This window comes from Plantactinospora sp. GCM10030261 (assembly GCF_042666615.1).
Lineage (GTDB): Bacteria > Actinomycetota > Actinomycetes > Mycobacteriales > Micromonosporaceae > KBS50.
In genome coordinates this window covers 25,222-42,586 of record NZ_JBHTDD010000005.1, presented here as the reverse complement: position 1 = coordinate 42,586, position 17,365 = coordinate 25,222, and the positions used below count along the sequence as shown (strand labels likewise).

At 69.3% G+C, this 17,365-nt stretch carries 16 protein-coding genes, 1 tRNA gene and 1 riboswitch; of the genes, 7 read left to right on the top strand and 10 right to left on the bottom strand.

Annotation, left to right across the window (positions count from 1 at the left end):
- Positions 1-77: 77 nt before the first annotated feature.
- The gene (locus tag ACFQUZ_RS07995; RefSeq protein WP_377439530.1) at positions 78-653 is read left to right on the top strand and encodes a GNAT family N-acetyltransferase; all 576 of its coding nucleotides are present in this window, start codon (positions 78-80) and stop codon (positions 651-653) included.
- A 77-nt stretch (positions 654-730) separates the two neighbouring features.
- Here ACFQUZ_RS07995 and ACFQUZ_RS07990 read toward each other — a convergent pair whose 3' ends face one another.
- From ACFQUZ_RS07990 to ACFQUZ_RS07975, 4 genes are all read right to left on the bottom strand, one after another.
- Positions 731-2,155 carry a PQQ-dependent sugar dehydrogenase gene (locus ACFQUZ_RS07990; RefSeq protein WP_377439528.1) on the bottom strand — a complete coding sequence of 475 codons (1,425 nt, stop codon included), beginning with the start codon at positions 2,153-2,155 and terminating at the stop codon, positions 731-733.
- Between the two features lie 346 nt (positions 2,156-2,501).
- Entirely contained in the window at positions 2,502-3,386 is an 885-nt protein-coding gene (locus ACFQUZ_RS07985; protein WP_377439527.1) for an LLM class flavin-dependent oxidoreductase, read from the bottom strand.
- Between the two features lie 175 nt (positions 3,387-3,561).
- The gene (locus ACFQUZ_RS07980) at positions 3,562-3,930 is read right to left on the bottom strand and encodes a nuclear transport factor 2 family protein (RefSeq protein ID WP_377439524.1); all 369 of its coding nucleotides are present in this window, start codon (positions 3,928-3,930) and stop codon (positions 3,562-3,564) included.
- A gap of 715 nt (positions 3,931-4,645) precedes the next feature.
- Positions 4,646-5,302, bottom strand: a complete 657-nt coding sequence (locus tag ACFQUZ_RS07975; protein ID WP_377439522.1) for a DUF998 domain-containing protein — start codon at positions 5,300-5,302, stop codon at positions 4,646-4,648.
- Between the two features lie 127 nt (positions 5,303-5,429).
- Between ACFQUZ_RS07975 and ACFQUZ_RS07970 the strand changes: the two genes are divergently transcribed.
- Positions 5,430-5,579: a hypothetical protein gene (locus ACFQUZ_RS07970; RefSeq protein ID WP_377439520.1), complete on the top strand. Its 150-nt coding sequence runs from the start codon at positions 5,430-5,432 to the stop codon at positions 5,577-5,579.
- Positions 5,580-5,622: 43 nt separating this feature from the next.
- On the opposite strand, the gene ACFQUZ_RS07965 is transcribed toward ACFQUZ_RS07970, so the two are convergent.
- Positions 5,623-6,015, bottom strand: a complete 393-nt coding sequence (locus ACFQUZ_RS07965) for a MarR family winged helix-turn-helix transcriptional regulator (RefSeq protein ID WP_377440064.1) — start codon at positions 6,013-6,015, stop codon at positions 5,623-5,625.
- A 113-nt stretch (positions 6,016-6,128) separates the two neighbouring features.
- On the opposite strand from ACFQUZ_RS07965, the gene ACFQUZ_RS07960 reads away from it, so the two are divergent.
- Positions 6,129-7,226: a GNAT family N-acetyltransferase gene (locus ACFQUZ_RS07960; protein ID WP_377439516.1), complete on the top strand. Its 1,098-nt coding sequence runs from the start codon at positions 6,129-6,131 to the stop codon at positions 7,224-7,226.
- A gap of 54 nt (positions 7,227-7,280) precedes the next feature.
- On the opposite strand, the gene ACFQUZ_RS07955 is transcribed toward ACFQUZ_RS07960, so the two are convergent.
- Entirely contained in the window at positions 7,281-8,207 is a 927-nt protein-coding gene (locus tag ACFQUZ_RS07955; protein ID WP_377439513.1) for a helix-turn-helix transcriptional regulator, read from the bottom strand.
- A 104-nt stretch (positions 8,208-8,311) separates the two neighbouring features.
- On the opposite strand from ACFQUZ_RS07955, the gene ACFQUZ_RS07950 reads away from it, so the two are divergent.
- On the top strand, positions 8,312-9,811 hold the full coding sequence (locus tag ACFQUZ_RS07950; protein ID WP_377439511.1) for an MFS transporter: 1,500 nt from the start codon (positions 8,312-8,314) through the stop codon (positions 9,809-9,811).
- Between the two features lie 98 nt (positions 9,812-9,909).
- Here the strand turns inward: ACFQUZ_RS07950 and ACFQUZ_RS07945 are convergent.
- Positions 9,910-9,983: transfer RNA gene (locus ACFQUZ_RS07945), tRNA-Gly, on the bottom strand.
- Positions 9,984-10,208: 225 nt separating this feature from the next.
- Between ACFQUZ_RS07945 and ACFQUZ_RS07940 the strand changes: the two genes are divergently transcribed.
- Positions 10,209-11,195, top strand: coding sequence for a zinc metalloprotease (locus ACFQUZ_RS07940; RefSeq protein ID WP_377440061.1), 987 nt, complete (start codon positions 10,209-10,211; stop codon positions 11,193-11,195).
- A 28-nt stretch (positions 11,196-11,223) separates the two neighbouring features.
- Here the strand turns inward: ACFQUZ_RS07940 and ACFQUZ_RS07935 are convergent, their stop codons facing one another.
- Positions 11,224-11,811, bottom strand: a complete 588-nt coding sequence (locus ACFQUZ_RS07935) for a pyridoxamine 5'-phosphate oxidase family protein (RefSeq protein ID WP_377439509.1) — start codon at positions 11,809-11,811, stop codon at positions 11,224-11,226.
- Positions 11,812-11,907: 96 nt separating this feature from the next.
- Here ACFQUZ_RS07935 and dcd point away from each other — a divergent pair, with 96 nt between their 5' ends.
- The gene (gene dcd, locus ACFQUZ_RS07930; protein ID WP_377439507.1) at positions 11,908-12,489 is read left to right on the top strand and encodes a dCTP deaminase; all 582 of its coding nucleotides are present in this window, start codon (positions 11,908-11,910) and stop codon (positions 12,487-12,489) included.
- Positions 12,490-12,571: 82 nt separating this feature from the next.
- Here dcd and ACFQUZ_RS07925 read toward each other — a convergent pair whose 3' ends face one another.
- Entirely contained in the window at positions 12,572-13,603 is a 1,032-nt protein-coding gene (locus ACFQUZ_RS07925; RefSeq protein ID WP_377439504.1) for an NlpC/P60 family protein, read from the bottom strand.
- A 13-nt stretch (positions 13,604-13,616) separates the two neighbouring features.
- A riboswitch (cyclic di-AMP (ydaO/yuaA leader) is annotated at positions 13,617-13,754 on the bottom strand.
- Positions 13,755-13,986: 232 nt separating this feature from the next.
- Here ACFQUZ_RS07925 and ACFQUZ_RS07920 point away from each other — a divergent pair.
- Positions 13,987-15,969, top strand: a complete 1,983-nt coding sequence (locus ACFQUZ_RS07920; protein WP_377439502.1) for an N-acetylmuramoyl-L-alanine amidase — start codon at positions 13,987-13,989, stop codon at positions 15,967-15,969.
- Positions 15,970-16,150: 181 nt separating this feature from the next.
- On the opposite strand, the gene ACFQUZ_RS07915 is transcribed toward ACFQUZ_RS07920, so the two are convergent.
- The gene (locus ACFQUZ_RS07915) at positions 16,151-17,128 is read right to left on the bottom strand and encodes an NlpC/P60 family protein (protein ID WP_377439500.1); all 978 of its coding nucleotides are present in this window, start codon (positions 17,126-17,128) and stop codon (positions 16,151-16,153) included.
- Positions 17,129-17,365 lie beyond the last annotated feature (237 nt).

Below are 17,365 nucleotides of genomic sequence, written 5' to 3'. Positions count from 1 at the left end.
CGGTCCCGGGTGTCCGGGTGCCTCGACGACCGTCACCCCGACAGCCCGCTGACCACCGACGCCCATACGATCATCCGATGTCCACGCCCTATCTGAGAGAAGACGACCGGGTCGGGATCCGCCGGCTGGACGCCGCGGACCGGGCCGCGTTCCTGACCGCGGCGCGGGCCAGCACCAGCCTGCACCATCCGTGGTTGCTGGCGCCCACCACCGAGGCGGAGTTCGATGCCACGCTGGCCGCCTGCGACCGACGCACCAAGGAAGGGCTGCTGGTCTGCGACCGGCAGACCGGTGACCTCGCTGGCTGGGTGAACATCAACAACATCATCCGCGGTCGGTTCCAGTGCGGATCGCTGGGCTATGGAGCCTTCCTGCCGTACGCCGGGAAGGGCTACCTGCGCGCGGGCCTCGCGCTTGTCATCCAGTTCGCCTTCGCGGACCTCGACCTGCACCGGCTGGAGGCGAACATCCAGCCCGGCAACACCGCCTCCATCAATCTGGTGCGCCGGCTCGGCTTCCGCCACGAGGGCTTCTCCCCCGACATGTTGTTCATCGACGGCGCATGGCGGGACCACGAACGGTTCGCCATCCTCAGCTCCGCACCGCAACCGCCCGACCTTTCACCTCCCAGCGGCACGGACCCCGACCGCTGATCCCAGCGTCGCCAACGCGGCTGACCGGGCCCGCCGCGGACGGGCCCGGTCAGGTTCGGGTACGCACGGTCAGGTGGTCACACCGCGCAGGTGCCGGTGATGCCGGTCTTGTAGACGTACCGGCGGACGGAGGCGCTGGTGAGGCTCACGTACCAGAGATTGCAGTCCGGACCGACGGCCAGGTCGACCGGCAGGCCCACGGTGCTGCCCAACGGCTCGATGTAGCCGAAGTTCGGCGCGCCGCTGGCCCCCGGCCGGACGCCCCACACGCATTGCCGGGTCACGTCGGCGAAGAGGAACGCGCCCTTGAACTTGGCCGGATAGTTCGTCCCGGTGGTCGGGAAGAAGGTCATCCCGCTGATCGCGCCCCGCCCGTTCGGCGGACAACCGTCCCCGGCCTTGATCACCTGGTCGTGCCGGTAGGCGTAGTACGGCGACGCCACCGCGGCGGGACCTCCGGCGTACAGCGTCTCGCACAGGTTCAGGTTGGCGGCGTCGAACGGCGCGTACCGACCCGGACCCTCGTAACAGGGCCACCCGTGGTTCCGCACCGGCGAGGCCGTCGGCAGGACGACCCGGTTGACCTCCTCCCACAGGCCGGCACCGACATCGCCGATCCACAGGTCGCTGGTGCCGGGCCGCAGGGTGAACCGGTACGGGTTGCGAAGTCCGTACGCGACGATCCGCCGCGCGTTCGGGTCGGTGCTGGCGGCCAGCGGGTTGTCCGGCAGCCCGGCACCGGTGGCCGGGTTGACCCGGATGACGGTGCCGTTGAGCCGGGCCCGTCCGGTGGACCGCAGGCTCTGTGCCCGCAGTGATCCACCCTGGGCGGTCGGCGCGGTCATCGACCCGCCGACCGGCGCCGGCGGGTCACCGCACGGGTTGCTCGGCGTGCCGAGTTGGCCGTAGTCGACCTGGCTGTAACCGGCGCCCTCACCGCCGCTGGCATAGAGCGCGCCGTCCGGACCGAACCGAAGGTCGCCCACCGAGTGCGTGGTGCTCTGCTGGCACCAGTCGTTGATCAGCACCTGTTCGCCCACGGCCACGTTGCCGGACGCGCGCAGCCGGGAGAGCCGACCGCTGACGACGCAGTTGTCCCGGACCGCGCAGGTGTCCCGGTAGACCGGTGCCGTCCCGCCGATCGGTGCGTCGTAGGTGTAGCTGACATAGACGTACGGGTTGGTGATCGGGAACCCCGGTGGTAACGCCAGCCCGAGCAGCCCGAGATCGGCGTAGTCGTACACATTGGTGCGCAGGTCGGCGAACGTGGTCGGCGTCGTGTCGGCGAGGTTGTCGTAGACCCGGATGGTCCCCCGCTTCTCTGCCACGAAGACCCGCCCGTCCGGAGCGAAGGCCACGTTCGTCGGTTGGACCAGTCCGGTGAAGACCGCCTGGTCCACGAAACCTGCCGGCAGCACGGCGACCGCCGTGCCGGGCGCGAGCAGAACCGTGAGCGAGAGCACCAGCGCCCCGACGACCCCACGGACCCGGTTGGAAATCATTATCGCATTCCCCCTTCCACCCACCGCCGACCGATCGGTGGCCGGCGGCCCGGCCGGGAAGAGATGATCGGTGGTGGGTCCCGCAAGATTGGCCCTGAGCTGGGAAAACATCAGTCGGAGGCACGACGGGAGCGGGGGTGGGTCAATGATCCGACTGCCGCTGCGGCACCAATCAGCCGGCGGCCTGGCGGTCAATCCGCCGGACCGGCGGCTCGGTCGCCGCAGCCGGCATGTCGGGCCACCGGGCCGGCGGGTCGACTCGGCACGGCCGGCGCTCCGGTCCGCCGTGCCGACGGGTGGACCCGGATGGCCGGCCCGGTCTCCTCGACCGGTCGGCCGGCTCCCGTCAGCCGGCGTCTCGGAGGCCGGGCAGCACCTCGGTGGCCACTCGCTCGAGCACAGCTTCGTCGCCGGCGTACCAGCTGGACTCGCGTGGCCAGTGCGTCACCACGTCGGTGAAGCCGAGGTCGGCGGCCCGACCCACCGCCTCGACAAAGAAGTCCACGCTGGACAGCGAGAACGTCGGAGCCGCGTCCAACGACAGGTACCGGTCCAGGGTTGCCGGATCCCGGCCGGCGGCGGCCAGCTCCTTGTCCAGCCGGGCGGTCGCCTCGGCCACCCCGCGCCACCACGCGTCGAGGTCGTCGCCGCCGGTCCCGGTCGTCACCCAGCCCTGCCCGTACCGCGCGGCGAGTCGCATCGACCGCGGACCGTTCGCCGCCAGCACGAACGGCACGCGGGGCCGCTGCACGCAGCCCGGGTTGCCGCGCGCGTCGACCGCGGCGAACCAGTCGCCGCGCCACGTCACCCCGTCCCCGCGCAGGATCCGATCAAGCAGCTCGGTGAACTCGGCGAACCGGTCCACCCGCTGCCGGGGAGGCAATGTCTCCCCACCGAGCACCGCCGAGTCGAAGCCGATGCCGCCGGCTCCCAGGCCGAGCAGGATCCGGCCGTCGGAGATGTCGTCCAGCGCGGTGACCTGCCGAGCGAAATGCGCCGGATGCCGGAAGTTGGGCGACGCGACCAGGGTGCCCAACCGAATCCGGGAGGTGACGGTCGCCGCCGCGGTCAGCGTGGGCACGGCGTCGAACCACGGACCGTCGACCAGGTCGCGCCAACCCAGGTGGTCGTACGTCCAGGCGTGGTCGAAGCCCCACTCGTCGGCCCGCTGCCATCGCAGCCGCGATTCGGCCCACCGCTGGTCAGGAAGGATCACGATGCCCACACGCATGATCGCAGCCTACCGGCGGGTGCGGCATGACTCTGGAGCGGACGCGCGGCCAGGAGCGGACGGCACCGCGGCTTGGCGTCGGCGCTACCGCGTGGCCGCCTGGTTGGCCCGGAACCTGGCCGGATCGTCGTCGTAGTCGGGGGCAAGCGGCCCACCCGGCGGCTGTGCCGTCACGTCAGCCGGCCCGGACGGCGCCGCCGAAGAAGACCTGGATCTCGACGATCCGACCATCCCGGACCGTGTGGTACTCGGTGTTCCGGTGCCGTCCACCGGTGCGCAACTCGTATTCGTACAGGATGAACACCCCCTCCGCGCCGGTCTCCGCCACCGCCAGCAGTTCCTGGAAGGCGAAGCGGTCCGCGGTGGGAAAGCACCGTTCGAGGTACGCCGCCTTGTCGATATGGTCGTCCTGCGGGCTGGTGAACACCAGGTCCTCGGCGAGCAGTCGGTCCGCCGCCGCGCGGTCCTGCTCCCGGTACGCGTCGAAAGCGGCGCGGACGATCTCGGCGTTGGACAGGGACATCCCGGCCTCCTCGGTGGTCATGTCCTATGAATCTTTCCGGCGGCGCGATCATTGGCGGTTGCCAGAAACCCTCGCTGGCCAGCCGAAGACGAGCCTCGCACACCCCTCCGACAGGAGCGGCTGTTTCGGGCTCGTCAAACAACGGGTGGGCACCGTCATCGGCGGGCCCGGCCCGCGTGCCGGGAATGGCGGCACGAACCTGCTCACTCGGCCAACAGGTGGCGGGTGATGGCGGCACGAAGGCCGTCGTGTCGGCTGCCCAGTGCGTGCGATGGATCGTTTCGCATCTCTGGCGGATAGAGCCAGACGGGCCGGCCAACGTGCTCCGGCGGCTCCCACTCGTACCGTGCCCAGATGTGGGCGTGCAGGTATGGAGCAGTCGGGCCAGAACGGTGGGATTCTCTCCCCTGAGCGCCGAGCCGACGCGGTCGTCCCGCCAGTGCGTCATCGCGCCATCCTGCCTGCCGGCCCACTGTGGATCAACCGGCGAGATCAAAGCTCCGCGCACCCCACCTGCACATCGAGAACTCTTGTGCCCCCATGACTTATGCGTATTGACCGGCACTTGGGTCCTCATCATCATCGACAGACTTTGGTTGATGCCCGGATCACGGGCTATCCGGCGGAGCGGGGCGATCGGATGACCAGACGAGGTCGACCGTGTCCTTTACGGAACTGGTCGGACGACCAGCCCGGGAACATGCCACCTGGACGGACGGCCCCTCGGGCTGGATGCTCAGACCCCGCTGCGCAGCTTCGCGGCGATCGCCGAGAGGCACAGCATCGCCGAGATGATGCCCACGGCAAGTACCAGCGACGACGCCCCGACTCCCGCCATCGACGCGATGTCGACGACCACCACACCGGCCGCGGCCGCGAAGGACGCAGCAGCCCAGCCGCGCTCCCCCCGCCGGACGAACTGACGGCCCAGAACGATCAACACGGCCGTGAGTGCGATGAAGGCGACAGTTCCGGCAAGCAGGTGCAGACCGGCATGCCAACTGAACGTCGCCGGAGTGTCGGTGGGCGTGCCGACGGGAAAGCCGCCGCCAGGGTCCATCGTGAAGACGCCCGCGAAGATGTAGCCGACACCGTACGTCGTGGCCAGCCGCGGCACCCAACGGCCAGGGACGATCCGGGCCAAACCCCGGGCTCCCGCGATGGCCAGCAGGCCCGCGACCAAGAAATTGGTGATCTGGATCCAACCGAGTGACCCGGTGGCCAACATGCTGAGCGGAAAACGCGTGAGGTCGAAACCGTCGCGGGTCGCGGCCTGAACAAGGGACACAGCGGCCCACAACGGACCGGACAGAACAAGCGCGCCCAGCAGGGTACGAGTGCCGTTCGAGGTCTTGTCGACGGTCCCAATCCGATTTGCTGCGGTGGCGGTCATGTCAGCCCTCCAGGGGGTTAGTGCGGTCGTTGACGATCACTGCTTGCGCACGACACTATGAGCCGGCCACCGCCGCGTACCAGGAACTAATGTCACTGCGTGTAGCGGGATCCGCTAGGCGTGAGCTGTGTGTCCACACCTGGCCAATAGCTCGACGGCCCTCTGGTTCAGCGTGCCGGAGGCGGAGCCACGGCTGCGTACGGTGCTGGCCATCGGCAGCATGGCGGCCCTGCTGACCGCGGTTGTCGTCGGGTCCGCCTCGTCACCCCGCCGATAGCCCAACGAAGGATCGACCGCCTTGGCCTTCGGCGGGTCGACGGTCAGTCCGGTAGGTCGGCGATCCGGGTCGACAGGGTGCGCAGCACCGTGAGTTCCTCGGGGCTGAGGTGATCTATCAACCGCGTGCGGACGGAGACGACGTGGTGCGGCGCGGCCCGTTCCAGAAGCTGGAAGCCGTCGTCGGTCAGGCGCAGGATGCAGCCGCGCGCGTCCTGCGGATCGGGCTCCTTGTCGATGAGCCCCCGGCCCTGCATCCGGGCCGCGTGGTGGGACAGCCGGCTGCGCGACCACTCCATCTTGGCGGCGAGGTCCTTGAGCGCCCATCGCCGGTTCGGCTTCTCCGACAGCGTGCTGAGCACCTCGTAGTCCGCCGGCGACAGCCCCGAATCGCGGGCCAGGTCGCGGCCGAGCCGGGCCGGCAGCGCCACCAGCATGCGGCGGAAGGCCCGCCAGGCCCGTTCTTCGTCCTCGCTGAGCCAGGGGGTGTTCACCTCGTCACCGTACACCTCGTTGACACGTCACAGAAACCGCGCGTACCTTCATTGACATGTCATCGAATACGTCGTCCGCGTCCCTGCACATCCTGGTCATCGTGGCTAGCACCCGCCCGGGGCGGCTGGCCCCCGCCATCACGGACTGGTTCGTCCGGGCCACCCTCCCGGAGACCGCCGATCGGGGAATCACTGTCGACATCGCCGACCTCGCGGACATCGGACTACCCCTGCTCGACGAGCCCGAGCATCCCGCCTCCGGCCACTACCTGCACCAGCACACCCGCGCCTGGAGCCGACGGGTGGCCGCGGCCGACGCCTTCGTGATCGTCACCCCGGAATACAACTACGGCATGCCGGCGGTGTTGAAGAACGCCGTCGACTTCCTCTACCAGGAATGGGCCTGGAAGCCGGTGGCGTTCGTCAGCTACGGCAACACCTCGGCGGGCACCCGATCGGTGCAGATGACCAAGCAGGTCGTCACAACCCTGAAGATGATGCCCATCGGCGCCACCGTGGCCCTGCGCATCGCGGACAGCATCCGCGACGGGCAGGTCGTCGAGTCGACCCGACTCGACGAAGCCGCCCGTGCGATGCTTCGTGAGCTGACCAGGGTCGCCTCCGTGATGCGGTCCCTGCGCACCGACACCGACACCGACGCCGGTGACGGTGTCGCCGGGCCGGTCGATGGGCTGAGCCTCGCCCGCGCCCACGCCGACGACCTGGCCGAACTGCTCGTGTTGCAGCGGTGCTGCTGGGTCCAGGAGGCACTCGCCAACGACACCCTCGACCTGCAGCCACTCCGCGAGACACTCGACGACCTACGCGCGTCCTTGTCGACCTGGCAGGTGTGGTGCGTACGCCGGAACGGCCGCCTCGTCGCCGCGGTCCGCGCCCGGGACCACGCCGGAACCTGGCTGATCGGTCGACTCATGGTGGCTCCCGACCAGACCGGGAACGGCATCGGCTCCTGGCTGCTGTCATACGTCGAGCAGCAGGCGCCCGCCGGAGTTGCCCGGTACGACCTGTTCACCGGCCACCGCAGCACGCGCAACATCGAACTCTACGAACGCGCCGGCTATGCCCTCACCACGACCGGTGGCACCCCGGACGGCAGCGTCCACCTCACCAAGCCGCGGCAGCGGGCCGCCTGAACCGCGTCACCCGGCTGGGCCTTCGATACGCCACGAGGACCCGGGCTCCGCCACCTAGCCGTCGCGGGGCAGGAGGGTGTTGACGGATCGAGCGCTACCGGCCGCGGGCCCCTCGGGCACCCTGATGCTCGGTTTGTCTTCTCCGAGGGTGCGTTGGGTGAGGATCCGTAGTGCGTCGGCCGAGGACGCGTCGTTCGGGGTGTAGATCTCGAGGCGGTGATCGGGGCTGTCGGGCTGCAGCCAGACTTGGTAGGCGATGCGCACCGCGCCGACCGTGGGGTGTTGGAGATGCATGTCACCCGTCGTGCAGTCGGCGACCTCACCGGTTGCCCACATGGAGGCGAACTGGTCGCTGCGCATGCTGAGTTCACCGATGAGGTTCGCCAGGCGTGCGTCGGTCGGGAACCGTCCAGCGGTCAGACGCAGGTAGGCGACGTGGACCCGGGCGAGTTCGTCCCAGTTGCGGTGTAGCTCCCTGGTGAGAGCGTCGAGGAAGAACATCCGCGGCATCGAGGGACGACGACCCGGGTCACGGGCCGCCTCGAAGTCCACGTGCTCGGCGAGCAGCGCATGTCCGGTGCGGTTCCAGGCGAGGACGTCGCCGCGTCGGCCCAGCACGATCGCTGGCGTCGCCTCGGCCAGTGATTCGAGCAGCGCGAGGACCCGGGGGTGGGGCTGCTCGGCTGGCGGTTCGACGAGGCCGGACCGGGAGGGCTGGCGGGCGAGATTGTGCAGGTGTCCGACCTCCACGTCGTCAAGTTCCAGGACCCGGGCGAGGGCGTCGAGAACCTGTTCGGAGGCCGTCTCGGCCTGGCCCTGCTCCAGCCGTGTGTAGTAGCCGGCGCTGACCCCCGCCAGGTGGGCGACTTCCTCGCGGCGCAGCCCCGGAACTCGACGGGCGCTCCCGTAGGTTCGTAGCCCGATCGCGTCTGGGGTGACCCGGTCGCGACGGCTCTTCAAGAATGCTCCGAGGCTTTCCATGACATCGAGACTAGGCGCCCGTCGTGGGTGGCCGGGTGTACCTGCCGGGTGTACCCAACCCAGGTGGCTGGCTGCTCCCGGCTTCGCGCTGCAACGTTGCCGACATGACGCAACGCACCTCACGCACGACAAACGGCCGAGCATGGCTCGGTTTGCTTGTCGTCCTCGGCCCGGTGCTCCTGGTCTCGATGGACGGGTCCATCTTGTTCCTCGCAATGCCACGAGTCAGTCAGGCTCTCAGCCCCAGCGCTGACCAGGCACTGTGGATTCTGGACATCTACGGCTTCGCGGTCGGCTCCCTGCTTGTCGCATTCGGGAACATCGGCGACCGCTACGGGCGACTCAAGCTGCTCATGCTCGGCGCGCTCTTCTTCGGCATCGGTTCGGCCGCCGCCGCGCTCGCCCCGACACCGGTGCTACTCATCGCCGCCCGTGCCGTGATGGGAATCGCCGGCGCGACCTTGCTTCCATCCGCCTTGGCGGTGCTCAGTGAGCTGTTCACCGACCCGAAGCGTCGGGCCCGGGCCATTGGCATCTTCGCCGCGGGATTCGCCGCGGGATTCGCCATCGGACCGGTCATCGGTGGTGTGCTGCTGGAACACTTCTGGTGGGGTTCGGTGTTCCTGATCAACCTGCCGCTCATCGCGCTGTTCCTGTGTTTCGCACCCATGCTGCTCAGCGAGGTACGAACGACCCGTCCCGGGCGAGTCGACCCGATGAGCGTCGTGACCTCCGCGGTCGGTCTGCTGCTGGCGATCTACGGGCTCAAACACGCTGCCGCCGAGGGCCTCTCCGTATCGGCGGCGCTCGCCGGGCTCATGGGGATCGCCGTGCTGGCATGGTTCGGCGTCCGGCAACGACACCTGGACCATCCACTCATCGACTTCTCGCTCTTCCGGGATCGAGTCTTCACCATTGCGGTGATCACCGGGCTGCTGCCGCTGGCCGCGTGGTCAGCAGCCGCCTACCTGGCCGGCATCTACCTGCAGTCCGTCCTCGACCTTCCGGTCCTGCAGGCCGCCTTGCTGGCGCTGCCGGGAGCCGGCGTGCTCATCACGACCTGCGTCGTCGCCCCCGCGGTGGTCGACCGCGTGGGAAAGCGCTTCGCGTTGCTTGTCTGCCACTTCTCCATCGCCGGCGGGCTGCTCCTGCTCCTGCCCACCACCATCAATGGCGGGATCGGCTGGTACGTCGCTTCCACCGCGGTCGCTGGCATCGGCTATGGCATCTCCTTCGCGGTCGTCGCTGACACCGCCGTCGGCGCCGTCCCGGCCGAGCGAGCAGGCTCAGCAGGCGCGATCGCCGAGACCAGCAACGAGATCGGAAACGCCCTGGGCGTTGCGCTGCTCGGCTCCCTGGCAGCACTGCTGTTCCGGCTCCAAGGACCCGACCTCGCACCGACCCTGGACGAAACGCTTCAGCTCACCGGCCTGGCCGGCGCGTTGATCACCGACGCGAGTTCGGCCTTCCTCACCGGCATGCACGTGGTCGCGGCGGTAGCCAGTTTGGCGCATCTCGTACTCGGCCTCATCGCACTCCGCTGGCTACCCCGTCCGGCCAGGGACGACATCCCGGCTGACGGCGCGGCGGTCGTGGCGCGATGACCCATGCCACCGCACGGCTCGCCATGGAGGTCGACGCATCCATCGGTCTGCATGAATGAAGCCCAGCTCGGGAACCTGTCCTGAGCTGGGCTTCACGCTGGAGCGGGTGACGGGAATCGAACCCGCACTGTCAGCTTGGGAAGCTGATGTTCTGCCATTGAACTACACCCGCGGGCGGACCCACTGTACCTGGTCGGTCGGCGGGCCGCACCCACGTACCCCCGCGGGCCGGGCGGCGTGCCGCCGGCCAGGCAAGCCCGACCCGATTACGTTGCGCGACAGCAAGAATGCGACAGCTACCTATGTTCAAGTTGCTCGATAGCTTGTAACGTCTCCTGCACATTTCGGGCCGGTGCGATACAACCCCCTGATCGCACCGTCAGGAGAAGAGGTGCCCATGGGGCTGCGTCAGTACCTGCCGACCTGGCGATCCGCCGGTGTCGCGTCCACCTCCCTCGTCCTCGCGCTCGGCACCGCCGGGGTTGGCGTCGTCGCCAGCCCGGCCGCCGCGCTGGCGGCCGACCCGCACGGCTGCGAGACCGCCACCGGCCACGACGACCACACGGCACGGGTACGGCCCGGGACGCCGGTCGCCCACGACCCGGCCGAACTGACCCCCACCCAGGTCGCCCAGCGCGAGTCGGAACTCGCCACCATCCTGCGCGAGCGGTCCCGCGCCAGGGCGGAGGGCCCAGCCGCTCCGCTCGCGTCGATCACCATTCCGGTGGTCGTCCACGTCATCCAGGAGAACAGCACCCGGGCCGGGGGCAACATCCCGGACTCGATGATCAACTCACAGATCACCGTGCTGAACCAGTCCTTCGCCGGCTCGACCGGCGGCGCGGCCACCGCCTTCGGGTTCCAACTACAGAGCATCAACCGGGTGGTCAACCCGTCGTGGTACCCGATCGTGCAGGGCTCCTCCGCCGAGCGGTCGATGAAGAGCAGCCTCCGCCAGGGCGGCAAGGGCACCCTCAACCTCTACCTGGGTGAGCTGAGCGACGGACTGCTCGGCTGGGCCACCTTCCCGACGCGACGGTTGAGCAGCCAGGACGGCGTGGTCGCGCTCAACGAGTCACTGCCCGGCGGCACCGCCACCAACTACAACCAGGGCGACACCGGCACCCACGAGGTGGGGCACTGGCTGAACCTCTACCACACCTTCCAGGGCGGCTGCTCCGGCTCCGGTGACCAGGTGTCGGACACCCCCGCCGAGGCGTCGCCGGCCTACCAGTGCCCGACCGGCCGGGACACCTGCTCCGCCCCGGGCCTCGACCCGATCCGCAACTTCATGGACTACACCTACGACTCGTGCATGTACCAGTTCACGTCGGGCCAGGCCAGCCGGATGCTTACCGCGTGGAACGCGTACCGCGCGTCCTGACCGAACCCTCGACGGTGCCGGCTCCGACTCACGGGGCCGGCACCGCCGTTTCCAGCGGAACCTGCTTTCCCACCGGCACCTGGTTGACGCGGCGCGGGCGGGCCCGCCGTGAACCGCCGGACCCCCGAGCCGGGGAAGGCGCCGCCGACGGGTCGAGCCAGACCTGCACCGCGGGACGCTCGGCGGGCCGGCCGGTCAGCGGACCAGGGCCGTCACCACGGCGGGCCAGCATCGCCACGTCCACCGTGAACTCGAAGAGCCGCCAGTCCACCTGCGGTGCCGCCCGCAGCGTGTCGGCCAGCTCGGCCACCCGCGCCTCGTCGGTCACCGGACGGGCCCGACCGGCGACGTACGCCTCGTCGTCGCTGTCCTCGGGAGGAAACGAGTGCAGAGCGTAGCGGCCGTCGCGTTCGAGATCCCGCCGTTTGGGCGAGTCGACCACGAAACAGTAGAGCCCGTCGGGGGTGATCACGGGGGAGACGGGATGCACCCGCGGCCCACCATCCGCGCGCACCGTCGCGAGGTAGCCGAGGCCCGGTCCGTACTGCTGGAGAAGGCCGCGGATGCTCTCGGCGAGGCGGGGCTCGTCGGAGGCGAATTCGGTCCAGGAAGCCATGTGATCAGTCTATCGAACACCTGTACGAGGAGCCACCGCGACACGGCGGGTCCCCCGGTCGGATGACCGAGCCGGCCCGGCCGATATGGTGGCGCAATGCTGCTCTCGGACCGGGACCTGGTGCTCGAGATCAAGGCGGGCAACCTGGGCCTCGACCCGTTCGAGCCCGCCCTGGTGCAGCCGTCGAGCATCGACGTCCGACTGGACCGGCTGTTCCGGGTCTTCAACAACCACCTCTACACCCACATCGACCCGGCGGAGCGGCAGGACGACCTCACCTCGGAGGTGGAGGTCCCCGGCGGCGACCCGTTCGTGCTACACCCGGGCGAGTTCGTGCTCGCGTCCACGCTTGAGGTCATCTCGCTGGGCGACCAGCTCGCCGGCCGACTGGAGGGGAAGAGTTCACTCGGCAGGCTCGGCCTGCTCACGCACTCGACCGCCGGATTCATCGACCCCGGCTTCTCGGGGCACGTCACGCTGGAGCTGTCGAACGTCGCCAACCTGCCGATCACCCTGTGGCCGGGGATGAAGATCGGCCAGTTGTGCATCTTCCGGCTGTCGTCACCGGCCGAGCACCCGTACGGCTCCGAGGTCTACGGCTCGCGGTACCAGCACCAGCGCGGGCCGACGCCGAGCCGGTCCTGGCGGAACTGGCGGACCTGGCCACCCAACCACTGAGCCACGCGGCCCGCTGCACACCTGAGCGTCGAACGGCCCCTTCCCAGGCGCGAAACGCGATAGGAAGGGGCCGTTCGATAACCTATGGGCGGCCGTAACCCACGATGCTGCCGTCGTCGACCCGCTTCATCCGGACGTGGTCACCGCTCTGCGGTGCGTGGACAATCCACCCGCCACCCACGTACATCCCGACGTGCGAGAGGCCGCTGTAGAACACCATGTCACCGGGCTGAAGTTGGCTCCGGCTGACCCGTTTGGTGCGGTTGTACTGCTGGGCCGCGTTGTGCGGCAGGCTGACACCGACCTGGGCCCAGGCCCGCAGCATCAGGCCGGAGCAGTCGTACGAACTGGGTCCGTCCGAGCCCCAGTAGTACGGCTTACCGATCTGGGCACAGGCGAACTTCACCACCTTGCCGGAGTCGCCACCGGGATAGACCGCGGGACACGGTGCCGGCCGGAACACCCCACCGCCACCATTGCCGTACGCCTGGATGCGCAGCTTCTGCAACCGGTCGACCTCGGCGTTGATCTCCTTGGCCTTGGCCCCCAACTCGGCCTCGGACTTGGCGAGCTGGGCGATGAGCAGGTCCAGCGGCGCCTTCTGCTCCTCGTACTTGTGCTTGAGTTCGACCGCGGCCCGCACCTCGCGCTGCCGGTTGCGGCTGTACTGGTCGAGGATCTCCAGCCCGTCCATCAGGCCGGTCGGGCTGCCTGTGGTGAGCAGCGCGTTCACCACCGATGCCTGGTCACCCTTGTAGGCGTTGGCGGCCAGTCCACCGATCTTTCCGGTGACCCGGTCGACCTCGGCCTGCAGCGGCGCGATCTTCTTGGCCAGCGCGTCGGCCTGCTTGCGCTTCGCGCCCAGCTCCTGGCGGGCTGCGTTGTGCTGCTCGATGACCGGTTCGAGCTTGTTCCAGGCGACGTCGATCTGCTTCTCGATCTCTGTCACCGACGGTTCGGCCTGGGCCGGCGCGGCGCCGACAAGCGTGATCGCGAGTCCGGCGATCGCACTGAGGGCGGTGGACAGGACGGACCAACGCGGACGCGACCGGGCGGCGCGTCGACCGGCAATCGCCGGACGAGCGGGCCGCGGTCGCCAGGCATGGCTAGCCACCGAGGCTGATACTCCTTCTCCCCTGCTCCGCCTACCGGGTTAGCTGACGGGTTCGGACGGAAGAGAAACGCCCTACCGCAGGTTCTGCGGATTCACCCCGGTGGTGCGTGGGTCCCCGGTTCGCACGTCGACGATTCGGCGTATCGAGTTGTCGTCGTCCCGGTTGGACTGACCGTCACCGCTCGACGGTGACCAAGAGTAGGCAGGGCGCCTGATGGACGCAAGCCCGGAGACCCGGTGCGTCGTTTAACACTCCGGGCTGTGACACAACGTCACGTCATGAAGGTTTCTTGCATTCGCCTACTTCGAATCGACATCTGTTGACGTGAACCACGATCGCGGGCCAGGGTGACCAGGAAGCATCCCCGGAACCAGGAGGTCCGATGCACCGTCCCGAACCCCCACCGGGCGGCCGTGTCCTGATCGCCACGGCACTGGTCGCGGTGGCGACACTCGTCCCGGCCGGCGGACCGGCCACCGCCGACCCCGGTACCGACGGCCGGCAGCGGGCGTACGCCCGGGCCGCGACCGAGTACGGCGTACCGGAAAGCGTGCTCCTCGGCGTCTCCTACCTGGAGTCCCGGTGGAACACAAACGCGGGCACCCCCAGCACGGCGGCCGGCTACGGACCCATGCACCTCACCGACGCGCGACACGTGCGCAACCAGCCCCGGTCCGGCCACTACGGCCCGGCGGAGGATCCGCGCGGCGACTCGGCCCGGCCCGCGCTCGACGCTCACCGGCCAGTCGCCGACCCCGCACCGGACGCCCCCGCCCTGCAGACCATGGACGCCGCGGCGCGCCTCACCGGAGCCGACCCGGCGGCCCTGCGTACCGACCCGACCAGCAACATCCGCGGCGGCGCCGCACTGCTCACCGCGTACCAGAAGGCGCTGGGCGGGCCGGTCGGTGCCGGCAGCGACCCGGCAGCCTGGTTCGGCGCGGTCGCCCGGTACTCCGGCGCGGAGACCACGGACGCGGCGGCGGCGTTCGCCAACGAGGTGTACGCGACAATCAAGGCCGGCGCGGAACGGACCACCGACGACGGGCATCGGCTGCGGCTGCCCGCCCGGGCGGTCGAACCGGCGCGGTCGTGGCTCGGCCGGGTCGGACTACGCGCACCGAAACCGCGCCCGGACGGGCTGGAATGCCCGACCACCATCTCCTGCGAGTGGATCCCCGCGCCGTACGAGCAGTACGGCCCGACGGTCGGCGACTACGGCAACCACGACCTGTCCGACCGGCCGGGCCGGCAGAAGATCGAGTACATCGTCATCCACGACACCGAGGGCAGCTACGCCACCACGCTCGACCTGGTGCAGGACCCGACCTACGTGAGCTGGCACTACACGCTGCGCTCGGTGGACGGCCACATCGCCCAGCACGTGAAGACGAAGGACGTGGCCTGGCACGCCGGCAACTGGTACGTCAACGCCAAGTCGATCGGCCTGGAGCACGAGGGATTCGCCGCCCAGGGCACCTGGTACACCGAGGCGATGTACCGCAACTCGGCCAAGCTGGTCCGCTACCTCGCCACCAGCCTCGGCATCCCGCTGGACCGGCAGCACATCATCGGCCACGACAACGTGCCCGGCATCACGCCCGCCGCGGTCGCCGGCATGCACTGGGATCCGGGCCCGTACTGGGACTGGTCGCACTACTTCGACCTGCTGCGGGCGCCGTTCTGGGGCACCGGCTGGACCAAGGGTGGCGCGGTCACCATCGACCCCGACTTCGCCACCCACCGGCCGGCCTTCGTCGGCTGCGACGCGCCCGGTGACCCCTGCCCGTCCCGCGGATCATCATCGGTGGTGTTGCGCACCGAGCCGCGCACCGACGCCCCGCTGCTGAACGACCTCGGCCTGCGTCCCGACGGGACGCCGAACACCATGCACGTCTCCGACCACGGCTCGCGGGTCTCCGCCGGCCAGACGTACGCGGTGGCGGAACGCCGTGGTGACTGGACGGCCATCTGGTATCTCGGCCAGCAGGGCTGGTTCCACAATCCGGCCACCAAGCCCACCGCGAAGTGGTCGATCGGCCTGGTCGCCGCGCCGAAGGCCGGGCGGACCAGCATCCCGGTGTACGGCCGGGCGTACCCGGAGGAGGCGGCGTATCCCGAAGGTGTGCCGTACCAGACGATCACGCCGTTGCAGTACACACTTCCGGCCGGCCAGCGGTACGTGGTCGGTGGGCTGCCGGGCAGCGAGTACTACCGGGCGACGACCGTCGACGGCTCCTCACCCGGCGACTGGACCGTCATCCGGGGCGAGACGCGGTACGTGCAGATCCAGTTCGGTCACCGGATCATGTTCGTCAACATGGCGGACGTGACCCTGCTGCCGTCACCCCTCGGCGCGCCGTAACCCACCATGATCGACTCGGTGTGCGGCATGTCGGGGAGTTACCGCCCGACCAATACCCCGATATGCCGCACACGGAGTCGATCAACCTGCGCGGGTCACGGCGCCAACGCGACCTGGGGCGGACACCATGTGGTGTCCGCCCCAGGTCACGTTGGCAGAGCGGTGTCTGCCCCAGGTCACGTCAGTAGACGCGGCGGTAGCCGGCGACCGGCTGGTAGCTGACCGAACTCACCTGGACCGGCTTGCCGGTCCGCGGTGCGTGAACCATCTGCCCGTTGCCGAGGTAGAGCCCGACATGGTGCAGGTCGCTGTAGAAGAAGACGAGGTCACCGGGGCGCGCCTCGGAGCTGCTGATGGCCCGGCCCTCGCGCCACTGGGAGCCGGTGTGGTGGGTCAACGAGATGCCGGCGGCCTTGTACGCGTACTGGGTGAGACCGGAGCAGTCGAACGAGTTCGGACCGGTCGCCCCCCACACGTACGGGTCACCGACCTGGGCGCACGCCGTCCTGATGGCGGTGGAGGCGGCGCTGCTCACCACGCCCTTGATCGTGGGGCAGCCGGTCACCTTGACCACCGTCTTGGGCAGCGACGCGGTGAGGGTCTTGATCTCCCCGTCGATCTGCTTCTTCTTGGCGGCCAGCTCGGCGTCCTGCTTCGCGAGCTGCTGCACCAGCGCGTCCAGCTTGGACTTCTCCCCGGCCAGCTTGTCGCGCGCGGCCACCACCCCGGCGATCTGCCGCTTCTCGTCGGCGGCCAACTGGTCGAGCAGCGTGAGCTGCTGGGCCAGCAGGTTGGGGTCGCCGCTTTCGAGCAGCGCGTTGACGTCCGATGTCGGACCGGTCTTGTAGTAGCGGATGGCCAGGGTGCCGACCTTCTGCATGGCGAGTTCGCTCTGCGCGGTCAGCGGATCGATCTTGGCCTGCAGTTCCTTGACCTTCTTGCGGTTCACGCCGAGTTGGCTGTGCACCTTGTTGTAGGCCTCGATGGTGGGCTCAAGCTGCTCCCACTTCTTGTCGATCTGCGCCTCGATCTCATCGACCGAGGGCTCGGCCTGCGCGGGTACGCCCTGGGCGAGCAGCCCGACGCAGGCCAGCAAAATGACCGCGAGAACGCGGTGTGCGGCGCGTCGAGTCCCGCGCCGCGACGGAATCTGTTCCACCGGGCAGCGACTCCTATTCGGAAATCCGATCGCCGGGCGCCTCCGCCGAGGGCAGGGGAGGCAACGGTCCACAGCGACCGGTGCATCACGTTAGGGACTCATCGAGGCTGAATCAAGGCGAGTCAGGCATTCTCTCCCGTGCGCTGTCACGCCGACACGCTGTGTGGCGCCGGGCCGATTCTTCCACCGCCGACAGGACTCTCGGTGACGCCATCGGCACCCTTCGTGCCGCCACCG